The 18180-nt window shown below is 61.6% G+C and carries 15 protein-coding genes and 1 pseudogene; 10 read left to right on the top strand and 6 right to left on the bottom strand.

What is annotated here, in order from left to right; all coding sequences use genetic code 11:
• Nucleotides 1-265 precede the first annotated feature (265 nt).
• Complete coding sequence (locus P3G66_RS29585) at nt 266-535, bottom strand: putative quinol monooxygenase (RefSeq protein ID WP_256519456.1); 270 nt, start codon at nt 533-535, stop codon at nt 266-268.
• A gap of 225 nt (nt 536-760) precedes the next feature.
• Between P3G66_RS29585 and P3G66_RS29580 the strand changes: the two genes are divergently transcribed.
• Complete coding sequence (locus P3G66_RS29580; RefSeq protein WP_003945365.1) at nt 761-2938, top strand: glutamine synthetase III; 2178 nt, start codon at nt 761-763, stop codon at nt 2936-2938.
• 83 nt (nt 2939-3021) lie between these two features.
• Here P3G66_RS29580 and P3G66_RS29575 read toward each other — a convergent pair whose 3' ends face one another.
• A complete protein-coding gene (locus P3G66_RS29575) occupies nt 3022-4356 on the bottom strand; it encodes a DUF4185 domain-containing protein (protein WP_007733338.1) in 1335 nt (444 codons plus the stop codon).
• A gap of 268 nt (nt 4357-4624) precedes the next feature.
• On the opposite strand from P3G66_RS29575, the gene gdhA reads away from it, so the two are divergent.
• The 4 genes from gdhA (at nt 4625) to P3G66_RS29555 (ending at nt 8630) form a co-directional block, all read left to right on the top strand.
• Nucleotides 4625-5968 (top strand): NADP-specific glutamate dehydrogenase, encoded by a 1344-nt coding sequence (gene gdhA / locus P3G66_RS29570; protein ID WP_003945368.1) that lies wholly within the window; start codon nt 4625-4627, stop codon nt 5966-5968.
• A gap of 484 nt (nt 5969-6452) precedes the next feature.
• Complete coding sequence (locus P3G66_RS29565; protein WP_003945374.1) at nt 6453-7712, top strand: helix-turn-helix domain-containing protein; 1260 nt, start codon at nt 6453-6455, stop codon at nt 7710-7712.
• A gap of 363 nt (nt 7713-8075) precedes the next feature.
• A complete protein-coding gene (locus P3G66_RS29560) occupies nt 8076-8219 on the top strand; it encodes a hypothetical protein (RefSeq protein ID WP_003945326.1) in 144 nt (47 codons plus the stop codon).
• A 243-nt stretch (nt 8220-8462) separates the two neighbouring features.
• Nucleotides 8463-8630, top strand: coding sequence for a hypothetical protein (locus P3G66_RS29555; RefSeq protein WP_003945367.1), 168 nt, complete (start codon nt 8463-8465; stop codon nt 8628-8630).
• A gap of 154 nt (nt 8631-8784) precedes the next feature.
• Here P3G66_RS29555 and P3G66_RS29550 read toward each other — a convergent pair whose 3' ends face one another.
• The 3 genes from P3G66_RS29550 to P3G66_RS29540 are packed head-to-tail and all read right to left on the bottom strand — an operon-like array spanning nt 8785 to nt 11385.
• Complete coding sequence (locus P3G66_RS29550) at nt 8785-9030, bottom strand: hypothetical protein (protein WP_276117543.1); 246 nt, start codon at nt 9028-9030, stop codon at nt 8785-8787.
• A 13-nt stretch (nt 9031-9043) separates the two neighbouring features.
• Nucleotides 9044-10216: an acyl-CoA desaturase gene (locus tag P3G66_RS29545; RefSeq protein ID WP_276117542.1), complete on the bottom strand. Its 1173-nt coding sequence runs from the start codon at nt 10214-10216 to the stop codon at nt 9044-9046.
• A 35-nt stretch (nt 10217-10251) separates the two neighbouring features.
• Entirely contained in the window at nt 10252-11385 is a 1134-nt protein-coding gene (locus tag P3G66_RS29540; protein ID WP_276117541.1) for a ferredoxin reductase, read from the bottom strand.
• A gap of 168 nt (nt 11386-11553) precedes the next feature.
• Here P3G66_RS29540 and P3G66_RS29535 point away from each other — a divergent pair, with 168 nt between their 5' ends.
• From P3G66_RS29535 to P3G66_RS29525, 3 genes are all read left to right on the top strand, one after another.
• Entirely contained in the window at nt 11554-12249 is a 696-nt protein-coding gene (locus P3G66_RS29535; RefSeq protein WP_003945327.1) for a TetR family transcriptional regulator, read from the top strand.
• Between the two features lie 35 nt (nt 12250-12284).
• Nucleotides 12285-13124, top strand: coding sequence for an alpha/beta hydrolase (locus tag P3G66_RS29530; protein WP_276117540.1), 840 nt, complete (start codon nt 12285-12287; stop codon nt 13122-13124).
• A gap of 75 nt (nt 13125-13199) precedes the next feature.
• Nucleotides 13200-14021: a thioesterase family protein gene (locus tag P3G66_RS29525; RefSeq protein WP_276117539.1), complete on the top strand. Its 822-nt coding sequence runs from the start codon at nt 13200-13202 to the stop codon at nt 14019-14021.
• Here P3G66_RS29525 and P3G66_RS29520 read toward each other — a convergent pair.
• Complete coding sequence (locus P3G66_RS29520; RefSeq protein WP_007733331.1) at nt 14011-15372, bottom strand: MFS transporter; 1362 nt, start codon at nt 15370-15372, stop codon at nt 14011-14013. The two genes, P3G66_RS29525 and P3G66_RS29520, sit on opposite strands and share 11 nt — an antisense overlap.
• Before the next feature lie 128 nt (nt 15373-15500).
• Here P3G66_RS29520 and P3G66_RS29515 point away from each other — a divergent pair.
• Together P3G66_RS29515 and P3G66_RS29510 are read left to right on the top strand one after the other, a co-directional pair.
• Nucleotides 15501-16025, top strand: a pseudogene (locus tag P3G66_RS29515) (PadR family transcriptional regulator); the annotation flags it as partial.
• A 110-nt stretch (nt 16026-16135) separates the two neighbouring features.
• Complete coding sequence (locus tag P3G66_RS29510) at nt 16136-18166, top strand: NADPH-dependent 2,4-dienoyl-CoA reductase (RefSeq protein ID WP_276117538.1); 2031 nt, start codon at nt 16136-16138, stop codon at nt 18164-18166.
• Nucleotides 18167-18180 lie beyond the last annotated feature (14 nt).

Genomic DNA, 18180 nt, shown 5'->3' with positions numbered 1-18180 from the left:
TTCGTATTTCCTTGGGTGTCAGAGCATATGCCCTACTCCGACGTCACCGTATAGAGCACCCGTGCAGGTCGGCCGACACCTGCACAACGCCCGGCTGGAGCCCGAAGGTGCTGTCCTACATCGGACTCGACGGATCTACGATGATTCTGGCGTGTCGATGCAAACCAGTTTCCGCGTGTGTCGGAACGGGTCGCCTAGTTGACGCTCGGGGCTCTCCGGAATGTTTGTTCGACGCCTGAGCGAGCACTGAAACCTGACTCCGCCGCTACAGAACCTTCGTGAAGATCTGCGCCGGCGCTGCCGTCTCGAGCTTGGCCAGCGCCTCAACCAACCTGACGAAGTGCTCGGTATGGGTATGAGCGTCGAGGTGCTCCTGCGATTCCCATTCTTCCACCAACACGAGCTCGCAGGGATTGTCGGTGCGCTGCAATAACTCGTAATTGATGCAGCCGACCTCTTTTCGGGTCTCGGTGACAAGTTCGTCGTACAACCGAAGCACTTCCGCGAGATCGCCCTGCTCCACTGTGGTTGGCACCAAAACCCTGATCACAAAGACTCTCCGATTCGACTGTCCTGCATTGACCCCTCCGCTCGAAGTCTGCCGTAGACCTCCGACAGATCGAGATTTCCGTTGTGACTCGAAGTTTGCGGACAGGCGCAATATCTACGAAACACCCCCGATACCGGAGGTTCGTAGGGTTTGCCGAAGTCGGGCTCGCAATCAGCAGCGCAGCCCTGGGCCCGGGCGAGGGGTAAGCACATGAGTGGAAATGCAGTTCGCTTGCAAGCGATCAAGGACGTCGAGGCCTACACACCTCCGGTGGTCAGTTTCACGACCGACGAGACACCCGGAGAGGTGTTCGGAGCCAACGTCTTCAACAAGGTGGTCATGCAGAAGCGACTGCCCAAGCTTGTCTACAAATCGGTGATGGCGACGATCGAGCAAGGCAAACCGCTCGATCCCATGGTCGCCGACGCGGTCGCATCCGCGATGAAGGACTGGGCGTTGGAGAAAGGCGCAACCCACTACGCCCACGTCTTCTATCCGCTTACCGGGTTGACCGCCGAGAAGCACGACAGCTTCCTCGAGCCGGTCGGCGACGGCAGTGCACTGGCGGAGTTCGCCGGCAAGACCTTGATCCAAGGTGAACCCGACGCTTCGAGTTTCCCGAACGGCGGGCTGCGCAACACGTTCGAGGCTCGCGGATACACCGGCTGGGATGTCACGAGCCCGGCCTACGTTCTCGAAAACCCCAACGGCAACACACTGTGTATCCCGACCGTGTTCGTTTCGATGACCGGCGAAGCGCTCGACCACAAGACTCCCCTGCTGCGTTCACAACAGGCAATGGGTTTCCACGCCGAACGAATCCTTAAGTTGTTCGGCCATACCGATCCCGAGCACATCGTGTCGTTCTGCGGACCCGAGCAGGAGTACTTCCTGATCGATCGACACTTCTTCCTCGCCCGCCCCGACCTCCTCAACGCCGGCCGAACACTCTTCGGCGCAAAGCCGCCCAAGGGCCAGGAGTTCGACGACCACTACTTCGGGGCGATCCCGGAACGTGTGCTCGGATTCATGATGGACACCGAGCGGGAACTTTTCAAACTCGGTATCCCCGCCAAGACGCGGCACAACGAGGTTGCGCCCGGCCAGTTCGAAATCGCCCCGATGTTCGAGCGAGGCAACATCGCCGCGGACCACCAGCAGTTGCTGATGACCACTTTCAAGACAATCGCCAAGAAGCACGGCATGGAATGTCTGTTCCACGAGAAGCCGTTCGACGGTGTCAACGGCTCCGGCAAGCACGTCAACTTCTCGCTGGGCAACTCCGAACTCGGCAGTTTGCTTGTCCCCGGCGACAATCCGCATGACAACGCCCAGTTCCTCGTATTCTGCGCCGCAGTCATCCGGGCCGTCCACAAATACGCCGGCCTCCTGCGCGCGTCGGTCGCATCGGCAACCAACGATCACCGTCTCGGTGCCAACGAGGCTCCCCCGGCCATCATCTCGATCTTCCTCGGCGATCAGCTGGCCGACGTCTTCGAGCAGATCGCCAAGGGCGCAGCGACATCGTCGAAGGACAAGGGCACCATGATGATCGGAGCCGATACCCTTCCCGTCCTACCGACCGACCCGGGCGATCGCAACCGTACGAGCCCATTTGCCTTCACCGGCAACCGTTTCGAGTTCCGCGCGCCAGGATCGCTGCAAACAGTCAACGGCCCGATGGTCACCATCAACACGATCATGGCCGAGGCCTTGGACTACATGGCCACCGAACTTGAGGCCGCGGTCGCCGACGGCGCCGATTTCGACACCGCCGTCCAGAATCTGCTCACCGAGATCATCACCAACCACGGTGCGGTTGTCTTCAACGGCGACGGTTACTCGGAGAACTGGCAGATCGAGGCCGAGTCTCGCGGCCTGCCGAACCTTCGCACGACGCTGGACGCCCTTCCTGAACTGATCACCGAATCCTCGATGGAACTCTTCGAGAAGTACAAGGTCTTCAACCACCGGGAGATGCACAGCCGCTACGAGGTCGGACTCGAACAGTACGCACTGAGCATCGGCGTCGAGGCACGCCTGGCCGCCGAAATCGGTACGACGCTGATTCTTCCGGCTGCAGTGCGCCACCAGACGGAAGTTGCGCAGAACTTCGTCGCACTGAAGTCTGCCGGCCTCGAACCGGATTCAGCACCGCTCGAAGAAGTGTCGGCGCCCGTTGCGGCTCTGCGCACAGCGCTCGCGGCCCTGCGCGCAGCAATCGACACCGACGCCGGCGAGTCGCCATTCGATCAGGCCAAGCACGCACAGGACGCACTCCTGCCCGCCATGGCAGAGGTACGTGCAGCGGCCGACTTCCTCGAAACCATCGTCGCCGACGATCACTGGCCACTCCCGACGTATCAGGAAATGCTCTTCATTCTCTGAGTATCACCCGAATATCACTACCCACAGAACTATGGCCTGCAACTCGATCGAGTTGCAGGCCATAGTTGTCGAATCTTGCTCGGCTAGCGGTCTTCCGGCATCGTGACTTCGAGTACGCGAGCCTCACCGGTGGTCGCGGGGTCAGGACGATCGCGCGAATCGGACGACGCCATCTGGAGTCCGTTCAAATCGGTCCGCATGTAGATGACGTTGTAACGGTCCCACGTGGTGGCGACGAATTCGAGGAACTGTCCGCTCGCCCACGGGTGCATGAATCCGCCGTACAACGCGGGCAACGTGATTCCACTCAACAGGGTCTGCGTACCACTCCACGGGCCTTGCGGTTGGTCGGCCTGACGGATCACCAGGTTGCCCTCGGCACTGGTGTACATGGCAACGTACTTGTTCAGGTAGTCGTTCCACTGCACTGCGAGTTCACTGACCGGTGCCTTGATGACCTGAACGGCATCGGTATCTCGCGGACTCCAACCGGAGCCGTCCCAGTATTCGTAGGCGCCGAGATTTCTGATGTCGGCGCCGGCCACTCGCGCCAGGATCGCCTTACCGAAACGACCTGAGGGAGTTCCGTATTCGTAAATGTAGCCGTCCCGACCGTCGAGGAAGGCGCTCTGCTGGAAGTTGGAATTGATCGGCGATACTGCCGGAATCCCCGGAATGCCAAGTCCTTCGGTATTGGCGCGAACTGTCGCCGGATCGAGTTCCCAGTTCTCACCGTTGTCCGTGGAGAAGGCCAGAGCCGAGTAGTTGGTGGTCCAGGCTCCAGGTTCGTCCCACGACCGAACGGACATGAATCTGATGTACTGCACACCACCGTAAGAGATTCCAGCGGTCGGGATGGTGGTGAACTCACCCGGAATGCCGAATCCCGGAATGATCTCCTTGGAATGATTGGGGCCGTCCAAAGGAGAACTGTCGATCTTCATCCCGTCGGCAATGGCGGTGTCGTTGCTGCGGAACAATACGTTGCTGCGCCAGTCGTCACCCGGGGTGTCGCAGTCGCCCACCGTGTCGCCGAATGCCATCAGCACGTCGTGATCCGGCCCCGAAAGACCGTTGTCCCACATGATTCCGAGGTCGGTACCCGACACGTTGAACCGCTCGATGGTGTTGTTGGGACTGCCTGGGCCAGTGACCATTTCGATCGCCTTGGTCCGGCCGGTCAGCACCGGCAGAGCACCGTTGGGGGCGCCGGTGATCCAAGGCAGCGCGTTGGCGAGGGAGCCGGTACCGGCGGATCCACTGCCGAGCGATCCGGTCAGCGAGCCGAGCGAACCCGTCATCGATCCGGCGGAACCACTTCCTCCCGAACCGCACGGTCCACCGATCGCCGACGCAGACGGTGCTGCGGCAATCGTCGCGGCAATCGTGACGACGCCTATCGACAACATCGCCGACATGGAGTGTTTATTACGCACGTGCAGCCCCTCTGATCATTTCGACTCGTTCGGACCACAGGCACAGTGATCCCCGACCGCAGAAGCAAACCATTTGGAATGTGTTAAGAGAGTGAAAGCTGAGCAAATTGTTATAAATCGCCCGTTCAACTGACACAAGTGACAGCTGTGTCCGATTTCACCTTCACAGGACAGTTGTCCGATACAGCAATAAAGGCGCCTAGTATGTAACGGAAATGTAAAAGAGTTCTCACAACGAGGTAGGTGAGCGGTGTCCGTACGTGACCGCGTAGCGCAGATTTACGATCAGGTTTTGGTTCGCAATGCAGGAGAGCCCGAGTTCCATCAGGCCGCCGCAGAGGTCTTCGAGTCTCTTCACGTAGTGCTCGAACGCCACCCCCGCTACGCCGACGCCGGACTCATCGAGCGGCTCTGCGAGCCGGAACGCCAGATCATCTTCCGCGTGCCGTGGACCGACGACCAGGGCAACGTTCACGTCAACCGTGGCTTCCGCGTGCAGTACAACAGTGCACTCGGCCCCTACAAGGGCGGCCTGCGCTTCCACCCCAGCGTCAACCTGGGCATCGTGAAGTTCCTCGGCTTCGAGCAGATCTTCAAGAACTCACTCACCGGCCTGCCCATCGGCGGCGGCAAGGGTGGCTCGGACTTCGATCCCAAGGGCCGCTCCGACGCAGAGGTCATGCGCTTCTGTCAGTCCTTCATGACCGAACTGCAGCGTCACATCGGTGAATACACCGACGTTCCGGCCGGCGACATCGGCGTCGGCGGTCGCGAGATCGGCTACCTGTTCGGTCAGTACAAGCGGCTGACCAACACGTACGAGTCGGGCGTCCTCACCGGCAAGGGCATCACCTGGGGCGGATCGCAGGTTCGCACCGAGGCCACCGGCTACGGCGTCGCGTACTTCGTCGCCGAAATGCTCAAGGCGAAGGGTGAAGGCCTCGAAGGCAAGAACGTCGTGATCTCCGGATCCGGCAATGTCGCCATCTACGCAATCCAGAAGATCCACCAGCTCGGCGGCGTCGCGATCGCCTGCTCGGATTCCTCGGGATACATCGTGGACAAGAAGGGCATCGATCTCGACCTCCTCAAGGAGATCAAGGAAGTTCGCCGCGGCCGCATCAGCGAGTACGCCGACGCAGTTCCGCATGCCGAGTTCATCGCCGACGGTTCCATCTGGGACGTGCCGTGCGACGTCGCACTCCCCTGCGCGACTCAGAACGAGCTCGACGAAGATGCCGCAAAGACCTTGATCGCCAACGGCGTTCAGGCCGTTGCCGAAGGCGCGAACATGCCCACCACCCCCGGTGGCATCCAGCTCTTCCGTGACGCGAACGTAGCCTTCGCACCCGGCAAGGCGGCCAACGCCGGTGGCGTTGCAACCTCCGCTCTCGAAATGCAGCAGAATGCTTCGCGTGATTCCTGGAGCTTCGAGTACACCGACGAGCGTCTCGCCGGAATCATGCGCGGCATCCACAAGCGCACCATCAACACCGCTGCCGAGTACGGAAAGCCCGGCGACTACGTGCACGGCGCGAACATTGCCGGCTTCGTGAAGGTGGCCGACGCCATGATTTCACTGGGCGTCATCTAGAGATTTCCGCACCACAGACAGCAGTACAAAAAGGGTGATTTCACCCTGGACCGGTTCCCGTACATCGGACTGGTCGAATCAATACCTAGGCCTCGAGGGCCCTGGGTCCGCGAGGACCCAGGGCCCTCGAGCTTGCTCCGAGCAAATCGCCCGCGACGAGCACCGTAGGCGCGGCAATGATCCCAGACGGAACTCGTGGTGTCCTCCGAAACCGTTTTCCGCTCTGACGTCGAAAAACACCGTAAGTGGACGATTGTTTAGGTCCGCAGCGCGTGGGGCATATGGACTTATCTTCACATTTGTCCATTTCACAGTTGGACGATCGTTCATGTGGTAGAAATCACAACGCCTGGCGCAATTCGATCCGCAAATTTCAGCGGCGAGTATGCCCCCGAACAAGGCCTCAGCGTGTACCCCGCTTCGTAACGCGCCGAGCCTCCGGGTGCCTGTGCCAGGCGACGCACCTGTCTAGAGGAGGCCACCCATGTCCCCAGCGCTGCTGAACAACCCGGGACCGCTCATGTTGGGAGGCAAGCCCGCCTCCACAGCGGTCAACGACGTCATCCCACTGGCAAGCGATCTCGTAGATCACCTGTCCCGTGCCAACCCGACGTTGACTTCCCTCCAAACGGAGGCAGTACGTCGGGAACTGATTGCGGTGATCGTGCAGGGGCTCCAAGTGGGGATCCAGCTATTGGATCACCGCAAACTTCCCACCGACCAAGAGTTGGACGGCATTCACACGATGACCGTCCAACAAGCATTGAAAGGCGTGCCACTCAGCGCGATCCTCAACTTGACCAACGAGGGCATCAGCACTTTTCGCACCCTCATCCTCAGCCGGGCCGACGCCGAGGACTCCGCCAATCTCGGGGATCTCAACGAGTTCTTGTTCGCACTTGCGCAGCGGCTTCACTCGTTCATCTCGATCAGCTATCTCTCGGCTCTTCCAGCCGGTTCCCAACTCGGGGAATACTCCGCCGGCGCCCTCGTGAAGGCCATGCTGGACGGCGACGATCCCACCCAGCTTGCGTTGCAGATGGGCGTTGAACTCGCACCCCGCTATCTCGTCCTGCGGCTCCTGGTGAACCTGCCGCCCATCCGCCCGGGAGCACGCAACGGCAACCACCAGCGCATACAGGCCTACCGTGACCTCTCCGTCGCTCAATCGAAAATCGCGGCCCACTTCGGGTCGGCACTGCTCGAAGCTCCTGCACCGCAACGTGGTCTGGTGCTGATCGAGGGCACGCCCGACTGGGGAACAGTGTGCGAGGTCATCCAACGCGCACGCGCGACGGTCGGGGTGGAGATCACAGCAATCGCCGAGAACGCCGCGGTACGAGATATCGCCGCCGCCCAAGCAACCACTCACGAATTGGCGCAACTCGTGCGGCGCCTGAGACTGCCGGCGCGGTCCTACCGAATGGAAGACCTCGCGCTCGAGTATCAACTCACTCGGGGTGGCGCAGGCCGCGACAGCTTGATCAATCTTCTCAAGCCACTCGACGGCAATCCGGAACTGCTGCAGACATTGTCCATACATCTCGCCAACGGCCAGCATCGTCAGCGCACCGCGTCGGCGCTCGGCCTGCACACCAACACCGTCGACAATCGAATCAAGCGCATCGCAACCCTGACCGGATTGGATCCGGCCCTGCCCTCTGAACTGCTCAAACTGCGCGCTGCCATGATCTCGCTGACCTTCGCAAGCACTGATGTGGACAATCGTCCAGCGAAAATGTGAACACTCACATCCTCGCTATTAGCTGTCCACGTGTGGCGCCTGGACCCCACTTTTCCGCTCCGAACCGGGCTATAAAAGTGTGGTGCGAATCACCGCGCAAACCAGTAACAATTAAGGGGAAACACATGATCAACGGCCAGGATAACGCTCTCCTCGGTGCCTTCTTCGACACCATCCTGCAGCTCTTCAACGCGGGCAGCACCGGCACGGGCTCGACGGATGGCGGCGGCGTCTCCTAGGACGAATCTCGGGCCCTGTGCGAGAGAATCTCTCGCACAGGGCCCGCTCCAAGCCGCCTGACACTGTGATGGCGGTGACCACGGTGACCACCACGTCGCCACCGCTGAAACCAGGAGCAAGCACATGATCGCCGCACCAACCACAGGCGCTTTGGCCGTCGTTTTGAACACCGTCCTACAGATGTTCAACGCCGGCAGCAGTTTCCTCTACACCGACAACTCTCCGATTGGCGGCGGCGGCGAAACTCCCACGACGCCTGCTCCCTGATCGACTTACCCGCTCGCATCACACAGTCGCGGCACAGACAGGAACCACCGTGATAAACCAGCACACCCTGGGCAGCCTGGTCATCGACTTCGGCTCACTCTCCCGAGCACTCGGCTTCGGCAACGGCTCCATCGTGTCGCTCGGCAGCACCGGAAGTGGCTGAAACAGCCCGCCTGACCACGTCGACGATCCCGTCGCCGCTCACCTTCTCACCACATCTCGAAACAGAAAGCAGGTCCCCCTGTGCCTACAATTCCGCTCACCGGCGACCCCATCGTCATCAACATCATCGTCCAGCTACTGAGCGCGGGCAGCAGCAATGCACTCGCACTGGGCGGAGTCGGTAGCAGCGGTCTCGGTAGCACCGGGCTCGGCAGCTTCGACTCGGCGAGCCTCGGCAGCGCTGCTTAGGACCTCACTTGTGATCGGCGTTCGATCCGCGTCTTCGGCCGCCGAGGCAGTCCACGAAACCCGCGTTGCCCTCCGTCATCTGTGACGGAGGGCAACGTGGTCGTTCAGGCGAGACGGCTCGCGGTTGCGCGATCAGGCCGTCCGCCGCGGTGAATCAACGCCAGTCTTCAGGTGGATCGCTGTCGTCGTCCTCGATGGTCACGGACTCCGAACGATCGTCAGCTGCAGCCTTTTTCGCTGCTTCACGCATCTCGATTCCGTCGGACACCCAGTCGCCGATCTCGCGCGTCACGTCTCGAACGGCCCCGGCGATGATCATCGCGATCGAGCCCACGTGGTTGGCTGCACTTTCGGTCAGTTCCTGGACCGTGTCCTTGCGGCGTTCGAATTTCCCGACCATCAGTGTGTGCCTCTCAGGCTGCAGTTCGCTGGCGCTCGACGATAACACCGGGAGGGGTCGTCGACTTGACCAAACCGGGCGGAAGAGCGAGCTTGAAGATCTTGCCCCATACCGAACCGATCTGCTTGAAGAACCCACCAGTGTTGTACGGCAAACCGTACTTCCCACACAATTCTTTCACCTGGGGAGCGAGTTCCGGATAACGATGCGCAGGCAGGTCCGGGAACAGGTGGTGCTCGATCTGGTGCGAGAGGTTGCCAGACATGATGTGGAAGAGCGGGCTTCCCTCGATGTTGGCGCTGCCGAGCATCTGACGCACGTACCACTGCCCGCGAGTCTCGTCGGCCGTCTCGTCCTCGGTGAAACTCTGGACACCGGTGGGGAAATGGCCACAGAAGATGATCGAGTACGTCCACACGTTCCGGACCAGGTTGGCGGTGACATTCCCCGCGAGAGTGGTCACGAACAGCGGCCCCGTGAGAACCGGGAAGATGACGTAGTCCTTGAGGACCTGCTTGCCCGCCTTGTTCCACCAGCCCTTCAGGAGCGGCTTGACGTCGTGCCACTTGCGTTTGCCCTGGATGACGTTCTCGATCTCGAGATCGTGCATCATCACGCCCCACTCGAAGAGCACCATCAAGGCGAAGGCCCAGACCGGATTACCGAGGTAATAGGGGTTCCACTTCTGCGCGTCGTCGATACGCAGGATGCCGTATCCGATGTCACGGTCTTTGCCGAGAATATTGGTGTACGTGTGATGCATGTAGTTGTGCGAGTGACGCCACTGGTCGGCCGGGCACACCGTATCCCATTCGAAGACTTCGGAATTGAGCCCTGGTTCACGCATCCAGTCGTACTGACCGTGCATGACGTTGTGGCCGATCTCCATGTTGTCGAGGATCTTGGACACGCTCAATGCACCGACTGCCGCGAGCCACACCGGAGGCAGGAAGCCGAGGTACATCAAGCCGCGACCTGCGACCTCGAACCCGCGCTGAGCCTTGATGATCTTGTAGATGTACTCCCGATCCTCCGCCCCGAGCGAGGCGACGGTGCGATCGCGCAATGCGTCCAACTCGCGGCCGATCTCCTCGACCTGCTCGTACGTCAGGACGACGGGAGCGTCGTCCTTCGCATCGGTACCGTTGCCGAGGAACGGGAGGGTGGGAAGTGAAAGTCCAAACATGTCGGTCTCCAGACAGTCGTGTGGAAAATGGGACTTCAGATGTCGACGGTGACGTCGCCGACGGGAGCACTGACGCACAGCTGGATCTTCTTGTCCGGCTCGTCGTCTGTCTCACCGGTGCGCACGTTTCGGGTACGGCCCGCCTTCTTGACGGAGGTGCAGGAGAAGCAGATTCCCATCCGGCATCCGTACTCGGGATTGAGGCCCGCAGCTTCTGCTTGTTCGAGAAGTGTTTCGCCGGAGTTCTCGGCCGCCACCCCACTTTTGGTGAATGACACCTCGCCGCCGGCCTCCCCCGGCTCGGCCACCGCCGGCGCGAACTCCTCGGTGTTGAGCAAGTGCTCGACGTCGACCTCACGGAACACCTCACGCACTCCCCGCATCAGTCCGGGAGGTCCGCAGAGATAAGCCTGAGCGTCGATCGTGTCCGGATCGGCGATCCACGGAGCCACCGCGTCGAGGTGCCCGCGATCGAAGAAACCTTCGAGGTCACCTCCACCGCTTTCGGTGTACACGAGTACCAGTTTCACGTTCGGGTTCTGCTCGGCGATGGTCTTCAGCGCGCGCGTGTACGCCACGTCGGCATCGGTGTTCGCGTAATGCACGAACACGATCTCGCCCGAGTGCTGCTCCTCCACCAGCGTCCGAAGCATCGACATGACCGGGGTGATTCCACTGCCGCCACTGATCAACAACACCCGACGCGGGCGGTCGACGGGAAGGGAGAACACCCCGTCTGCCTGCGAGAGGCTGACAACGAGCCCGGGCGCTGCGTTGGCGTACAGATACTGCGACACCAAGCCACCCGGATGCGCTTTGACGGCGAGCTCGATCAGCCCGCTGCGCGTAGACGCGCCCCCGGCCGGCGAGTAGCAGCGAGTGTGACGAACACCGTCGATCACCACGCCCAACTGCACGAACTGGCCCGCCTGAAAACCGCGCCACTGGCGCGTCGGGCGCAGCGTGAGAGTGACGGAGTCAGCCGTCGGATGGTCGACAGCGACAACCTGCGCGCGAATGTCACGAACGGTCGCCATCGGGTTGACCAACTCGAGGTATCGGTCGATCTGATGTGGAGCAGCCATGGCTTCGATCAGTCCCACCAAGGACAGTCCGCGCCGAGGTGTGGACTTCGGTGTCGTGTTCTCAGGAGCAGATGCGATTGTCATGACCCTCCTCGTACTTCGATTGCCGGGTATCTCGATTGCTGGGCTAGCTTCCCCCGACTGCGTGAATTCAGTGTACAAATGTTCACCGAAGATAGTGTGACAGGTGCACACAAGTACATGTCAACAAGAATGTGATCCGAGTTACACGAGTTGCCGAAAGGAGCCGGAATGCCTGTACCTACACTCGACGTCGTGACGAAGGCCGGACCGGTGAACCCCGAGCGCAGGGAACCCGACAACAGGGAACCGGAAAGTCGTGCCGCCAAGAAGGAACGCACACGCCAAGCGCTCCTGGACACTGCCATGGACCTCTCGGCCGATCGCGGCTTCGCCGGAATCAGCCTGCGAGAGGTAGCCAGGGAAGCCGGGATCGTTCCGACGGCGTTCTACCGCCACTTCGCTTCACTGGAGGACGTCGGTGTCGTCCTCGTCGAAGAGAGCATGCGTATGTTGCGCCAGATGCTGCGCGACGCAAGGCGCAATCCCAGCACCAAGGACGCCGCTACGTCCCTGGGCATCCTTGTGCGACAAGTGCATACACACGAGCGACAGTTTCGGTTCCTCTGCCGCGAACGCTACAGCGGCGTCAGTGAGGTACGACGTGCGATAGCCACTGAAATGCGGTTGTTCGTCAGCGAACTGACCATCGACCTCTCCAGAATTGCCGGACTGGAAAGCTGGTCGTCGGACGATCTGGAAATGGCTGCCGACCTGATCGTCTCGACGATGTTCAGTGCTGTCGTCGAACTGCTGGACGCCGGGACCGCCGGGTATCGCGACGAAGCCGCCGTCATCACACGAGCCGAGAAGCAACTGCGAGTCATCATGCTCGGAATGGCCACCTGGAATCCACCTCGAAACTGACCTCGGGTTCACCTTTTCGACGTACGGTGAGAGTCATGTCTTCCACGAGTACATACGAAATCCCCGTTGGCGACCTCACCTTCGACGTACTGATCTCGGGCCCGGACGACGGCATTCCGCTGGTAGCGCTGCATGGCTTCCCGGAGAGCGCCGCATCCTGGGGCAAGGTCACACCACTGCTCACCGCAGCGGGCTACCGCGTAATCGCACCGAATCAGCGCGGTTACTCCGCCGGCGCACGCCCCGAAGGGGTGGATGCCTACAAGATCGAGCACCTGGTAGCCGACGTCGTCGGATTGCTCGACGCGCTCGGCCTGTCCGACGCGCATCTTGTCGGTCACGACTGGGGTTCGGCGGTCGCCTGGCAGGTCGCCGGTCGCCATCCGAACCGGATCCGCAGCCTGACGGCGATCTCGGTCCCCCACCCCACCGCCTTCGGTTGGGCACTCCGCGAGGACGAGGACCAAAAACAACGCTCGGCGTACATCGGACTTCTCCGACAGGAGGGCAAAGCCGAGGAAGTGTTGTCGGAGGACAACTTTCGCCGGCTGCGCGCCATGTTCGACGGCCAGATCGATCCTGAATTCGCCGACGAGCACATTCGTGTCCTGAGCGGGGAGGGCGCGCTGACCGGCGCCTTGAACTGGTACCGCGCGATGACCCGCGACTTCGGCGACATCGATCGCACCACCGTGCCGACCACGTATGTCTGGAGCACCGGCGACACAGCGCTCGGCCGCGCAGGCGCAGAACGCTGTGGTGAATTCGTGGACGCCCCCTACGAGTTCGTCGTGCTCGACGGCGGAAGTCACTGGATTCCGGAAGAGCGAGCCGAAGAGTTGGCCGAGGCGATCCTCGCACGTGCAGGATCCTGATCGCCGCGACGAATTCGGCTCTATGTATGTTGTCATACATAGAGCCGAATTGATTCCATCACCAGGAGTTCTGCGATGACCGAGACCGTTGCACCACCCCATCCTTTCGACGCTGCTGTCGGATTGACGCCACTCACCGCCGGCTTGTCGACCGGCGAGACCAATCCGGCGTACAACAACATGGTCGGGCCGTTCGGCGGCGTCACCGCTGCCACGTTGCTCGAATCTGTACTGAAGCACCCCGAACGCCTCGGCGATCCGCTGTCGTTGACCGTCAACTTTGCCGGTCCGATCACCGAGGGCGCCTTCGAGATCTCCGCCCGGCCGGTGCGCACCAACCGCTCGACGCAACACTGGTCCATCGAACTTTCTCAGGACGGAACCGTCGCCACTACCGCGACGGCAGCGTTCGGTACCAGGCGTGAAACCTGGTCGTCTACCGAGATCACGATGCCGGAAGTTCCGTCGGCCGAAGACGTTACGCTGCTGCCGTTCCCCGAGTTCATCGCCTGGGCACAGAACTACGAGATGCGCTTTGTCGAGGGTGCGATCCCCGACCTGGAGTCGGGCGAGCATCCCGACTCGACAACGACGCTCTGGGTGCGCGATCAACCGGCACGCGCTCTCGACTTCACGTCGCTGACCGCACTGTGCGATGTCTTCTTCCCACGAGTTTTCTTGCGCCGAGGCAAGATGGCTCCGGCTGGGACGGTCTCGATGACCATCTACTTCCACGCCGACGCTCAGACGCTGACCGAACAGGCAGACAATTCCGTGCTGGGAACCGCGCGGACCCAACGGTTCGGCAACGGGTACTTCGATCAGTCGGCCGAAATTTGGGGCAGTGACGGCGCATTGCTCGCTACGACACACCAGTTGGTCTACTTCAAGGATTGACGGGAAGCGCACTGTCCCCTTCCGGCGCTTTCACCATCGACAATGCGGCAAGACCGACGCCGAGAACCACCAGCAGTCCGATGATGCCGGCACGGTCTGCACCGAAGAGCCAAGCAAACAGGCCGAACAGTGTCGGCGCCAAAAACGACACTGCTCGGCCTGTGGTCGCATACAGGCCGAACATCTGACCTTCACGCCCAGGCGGGGTGATGCGCGCCAAGAAGGTTCGTGCCGAAGACTGAGCGGGCCCGACGAAGAGGCAGAGCGCGAGACCGAAGATCCAGAACATCACCGGCCCTGACACCGCGATCAATATTGCGCCGACCACGATCATCGACGCCAGCGAGACGGTGATGACCTGTTTCGGTCCGATCCGATCGTCGAAACGTCCGGCCACCAATGCACCGATTGCGGAAATCACGTTGGCCGCAACACCGAACAACAGCACGTCGGCCGCACTGATCCCGTAGACGTTGACAGCCAGCACGGCTCCGAAGGTGAACACGCCCGCGAGACCGTCACGAAAGAGCGCGCTCGCGATCAGGTACCAGATCGTGCGCCTGTCGACGTTCCAGAGTTCGCGCAGATCGCGCCACAACACCCGATAGGAGTCGAGGAACCCGGCCTTGGACGCTCCCGGATCGACCGCGGGGCTGGGCAACTCTGGAACCTTGAAGAACACCGGAATTGCGAAGACCGCGAACCACACTGCAGCCAGCAGTGCCACCATCCGGATGTTCATGCCGCCGTCGGTGGTCAATCCCAGGAATCCCCGAGTGTCACCGTCGCCGACGATGAACCCGAAGTAGCACAGCAACAGCAGCACGATTCCGCCGAAATATCCCATGGCCCAGCCGAAGCCGGAGACTCTACCCAGATTCTCCGGTGTCGACACCTGCCGCATCATGGCGTTGTAGGGAACGCCGGCAAGCTCGAAGATCACCGAACCGATTGCGAGCAGAACCAATCCGAGCCACAGATAGCGGTAGTTGTCCTCGACGAAGTAGAGGCCCGCCATCGAGAGCACGGTGATGCCGGTCAGTATCGCGAGCGAGAGTTTACGTTTACCCGACGCATCGAAACGTTGTCCGGTGATCGGAGCGAGAATCGCGATGAAGAAGCCGGCGATTCCGAGTGCCCAGCTGAGCCACGTAGTTGCCGAAATCGTGCCGGGAAGGTCGTCACCGACCGCGTCGGTGAGATAGACCGAGAAGACGAACGTGAGGATCACTGCGTTGAATGCGGCCGATCCCCAATCCCACAGCCCCCATGCGAACACTTGACTCTTCGTGGCCGCACCGCCGATGCCTGCGGGTGGCTCTGCCTGCGTGCTCGTGGACTCGGCGCTCATACGGCGAAGCCTAACTGCGCGCGGGCGACTCGGCGCCTCTCTCCGAAGTCGACATACAAGACGCTCTATGCACCCGAGTTAGTACGCACTTAGTTGCATAGGCACCTGAGTGCATAGATACTTTTTCCATGGCACTCGAACATGCGTTGCTCGTCTCCCTTTCCGAACAGGATGCGTCCGGATACGACCTCACACGCCGGTTCGACAAGTCGATCGGCTTCTTCCACAGCGCGACGCACCAGCAGATCTACCGAGTCCTCAAGCGAATGGACGAGGCAGGCTGGGTGGAGGTGGAGGCCATCGCGCAGGACGGCCGACCGGACAAGAAGATGTACCGCGTCAGCGATGCCGGCCGCGCCGAACTGACCCGATGGATCGCAGAGCCGTCCGAACCGAACCACCTGCGCAACGAGTTGGCCATCAAGATCAGGGCCGCTGCGCACGCCGATCTCCCCGCTCTACGACGCGAAGTCGCTCGCCACCGCGACGGCCACGCCGCCCGCCTCGACGTCTACCGACTCATCGAAAAGCGTGACTTCCCCAATCCAGCAGCGCTTTCCGGCTCTTCACTGCACCAGTACCTCGTACTTCGCGGCGGCATCCGCGTCGAGGAAGGATTCACCGACTGGTGCCAGGAAGTTCTGGACGCATTGCCCACTGGCGAGTACGCCACCGAAGACACTGGCGAGTACGCCACCGAAGACACTGGCGAGCCCGCCACCGAAGACACTGGCGAGTACGCCACGGAAGGACATCTTCAGTCATGACGGATACACAGTTCCCCCGCCTGCTCGAACCGCTCGACCTCGGATTCACGACGCTGAAGAACCGCGTCGTCATGGGATCGATCCACACCGGCCTCGAAGATCGCGCGAAGGACACCGACCGCTTGGCCGAGTACTTCGCCGAACGTGCCCGTGGCGGAGTCGGCTTGATCATCACCGGCGGCTACGCGCCCAACCGCACCGGTTGGCTCTTGCCCTTCGGCGCCAAGCTGACCAACCGCATCGAAGCGCGCCGTCACCGCCGGATCACCAAGGCGGTTCACGACGCGGGTGGAAAGATCGCCATGCAGATCCTGCACGCCGGCCGCTACAGCTACCAGCCGTTCAGTGTATCCGCGTCGTCGATCAAGGCGCCCATCAATCCGTTCCGTCCGCGCAAGCTGACCGGCCGTGGGGTGCGTTGGCAGATCCGGAACTACGTTCGCTGCGCGCGTCTGGCCAAGTCCGCGGGTTACGACGGCGTCGAAATCATGGGCGGTGAGGGCTACTTCATCAACCAGTTCCTCTGCGAGCGCACGAACAAGCGCACCGACCAGTGGGGCGGCAGTTCCGAGAACCGTCGACGCATGGCAGTCGAAATCGTGCGACGCACACGCAAGGCCGTCGGCCCGAACTTCATCATCGTGTTCCGGTTGTCGATGGCAGACCTGGTCGAGGGCGGTCAGACCTGGGATGAAATCGTCTCGTTGGCAAAGGAAGTCGAAGCTGCCGGCGCCACGATCATCAACACCGACATCGGATGGCACGAGTCACGGGTGCCCACCATCGTCACCTCGGTTCCCCGAGCAGCCTTCGTGGACATCACGAGCAAGCTCGAGAAGCACGTCGACATTCCGGTAGCCACCTCGAATCGGATCAACATGCCCGAGACTGCCGAAGAGATCCTCAACCGCGGTGACGCGCAGTTGATTTCGATGGCCAGGCCGATGCTCGCCGATCCCGACTGGGTGAACAAGGCAGAACGCGGAGCGTCCGACGAGATCAACACGTGCATTGCCTGCAACCAAGCCTGCCTCGACCACGCCTTCGTTCACAAGCAGGTCTCCTGCCTGCTCAATCCGCGCGCGGGCCGTGAGACCACGCTGATCCTCTCCCCCACTCGGCAGACCAAGAATCTCGCCGTCGTCGGCGCCGGTCCTGCCGGACTTTCCGCAGCACTCAATCTTGCTCAGCGTGGTCATTCGGTCACGTTGTTCGAGGCCTCGGACAAGATCGGCGGGCAATTCGGGATCGCACAGCTCATTCCGGGTAAGGAAGAGTTCGCCGAAACCATTCGCTACTACACCCGCATGCTGGACGTGGCTGGAGTGACGGTCAAGCTCGAAACCCGCGTCGCACCGGCAGATCTCATCGGCTCCTTCGACGAAGTCGTGGTTGCCACCGGCGTGACGCCGCGGGTTCCCAAGATCCCCGGCATCGAGAACCCGAAGGTGCTGACCTACGCCGAGGTCGTCCGAGAGGGCAAGCCCGTCGGCAAGTCCGTCGCCGTCATCGGTGCCGGCGGCATCGGCGTCGACGTGAGCGAATTCCTCACGCACCCCACTTCCCCCACTCTTCATCTCAAGGAGTGGAAGCAGGAATGGGGCGTCACCGAACCCGAAATGGCCCCGGGCGCTCTCACCACTCCGGTACCGGAGCTCTCCGAGCGGGAGGTCTACCTCCTCCAACGCAAGCCAGGACGCATCGGCGCCGGCCTCGCGAAGACCACCGGCTGGGTCCACCGGGCGGCCCTCAAGAACAAGGGCGTCCACGAGCTCTCGGGCGTCAACTACGAGCGCATCGACGACGCCGGCCTGCACATCACCTTCGGTGAGAAGCACGAGAAGCCCCGACTTCTCGAGGTCGACACCATCGTCATCTGCGCCGGGCAGGAGTCGGTTCGCGATCTAGTGGACGAACTGACCGTCGCGGGCGTGGTGACCCACATCATCGGCGGCGCGGATGTCGCTGGAGAACTCGACGCCAAGCGTGCCATCGAACAGGGCACACGACTGGCCGCGAAGATCTGACCGGCTACGCTGAC

This window comes from Rhodococcus sp. C3V, assembly GCF_029269915.1.
Lineage (GTDB): Bacteria > Actinomycetota > Actinomycetes > Mycobacteriales > Mycobacteriaceae > Rhodococcus_F > Rhodococcus_F qingshengii.
Note: the sequence above shows the minus strand (reverse complement) of the source record. Positions and strands in the feature narration are given on the sequence as shown.

What these genes read in the sequence shown, in the direction of transcription:
- P3G66_RS29580 (WP_003945365.1), top strand. Translation starts at nt 761, where the DNA reads ATGAGTGGAAATGCAGTTCGCTTGCAAGCGATCAAGGACGTCGAGGCC.
- P3G66_RS29575 (WP_007733338.1), bottom strand. Translation starts at nt 4,356, where the DNA reads ATGTCGGCGATGTTGTCGATAGGCGTCGTCACGATTGCCGCGACGATT.
- P3G66_RS29565 (WP_003945374.1), top strand. Translation starts at nt 6,453, where the DNA reads ATGTCCCCAGCGCTGCTGAACAACCCGGGACCGCTCATGTTGGGAGGC.
- P3G66_RS29560 (WP_003945326.1), top strand. Translation starts at nt 8,076, where the DNA reads ATGATCGCCGCACCAACCACAGGCGCTTTGGCCGTCGTTTTGAACACC.
- P3G66_RS29550 (WP_276117543.1), bottom strand. Translation starts at nt 9,030, where the DNA reads ATGGTCGGGAAATTCGAACGCCGCAAGGACACGGTCCAGGAACTGACC.
- P3G66_RS29545 (WP_276117542.1), bottom strand. Translation starts at nt 10,216, where the DNA reads ATGTTTGGACTTTCACTTCCCACCCTCCCGTTCCTCGGCAACGGTACC.
- P3G66_RS29540 (WP_276117541.1), bottom strand. Translation starts at nt 11,385, where the DNA reads ATGACAATCGCATCTGCTCCTGAGAACACGACACCGAAGTCCACACCT.
- P3G66_RS29535 (WP_003945327.1), top strand. Translation starts at nt 11,554, where the DNA reads ATGCCTGTACCTACACTCGACGTCGTGACGAAGGCCGGACCGGTGAAC.
- P3G66_RS29530 (WP_276117540.1), top strand. Translation starts at nt 12,285, where the DNA reads ATGTCTTCCACGAGTACATACGAAATCCCCGTTGGCGACCTCACCTTC.
- P3G66_RS29525 (WP_276117539.1), top strand. Translation starts at nt 13,200, where the DNA reads ATGACCGAGACCGTTGCACCACCCCATCCTTTCGACGCTGCTGTCGGA.
- P3G66_RS29520 (WP_007733331.1), bottom strand. Translation starts at nt 15,372, where the DNA reads ATGAGCGCCGAGTCCACGAGCACGCAGGCAGAGCCACCCGCAGGCATC.
- P3G66_RS29510 (WP_276117538.1), top strand. Translation starts at nt 16,136, where the DNA reads ATGACGGATACACAGTTCCCCCGCCTGCTCGAACCGCTCGACCTCGGA.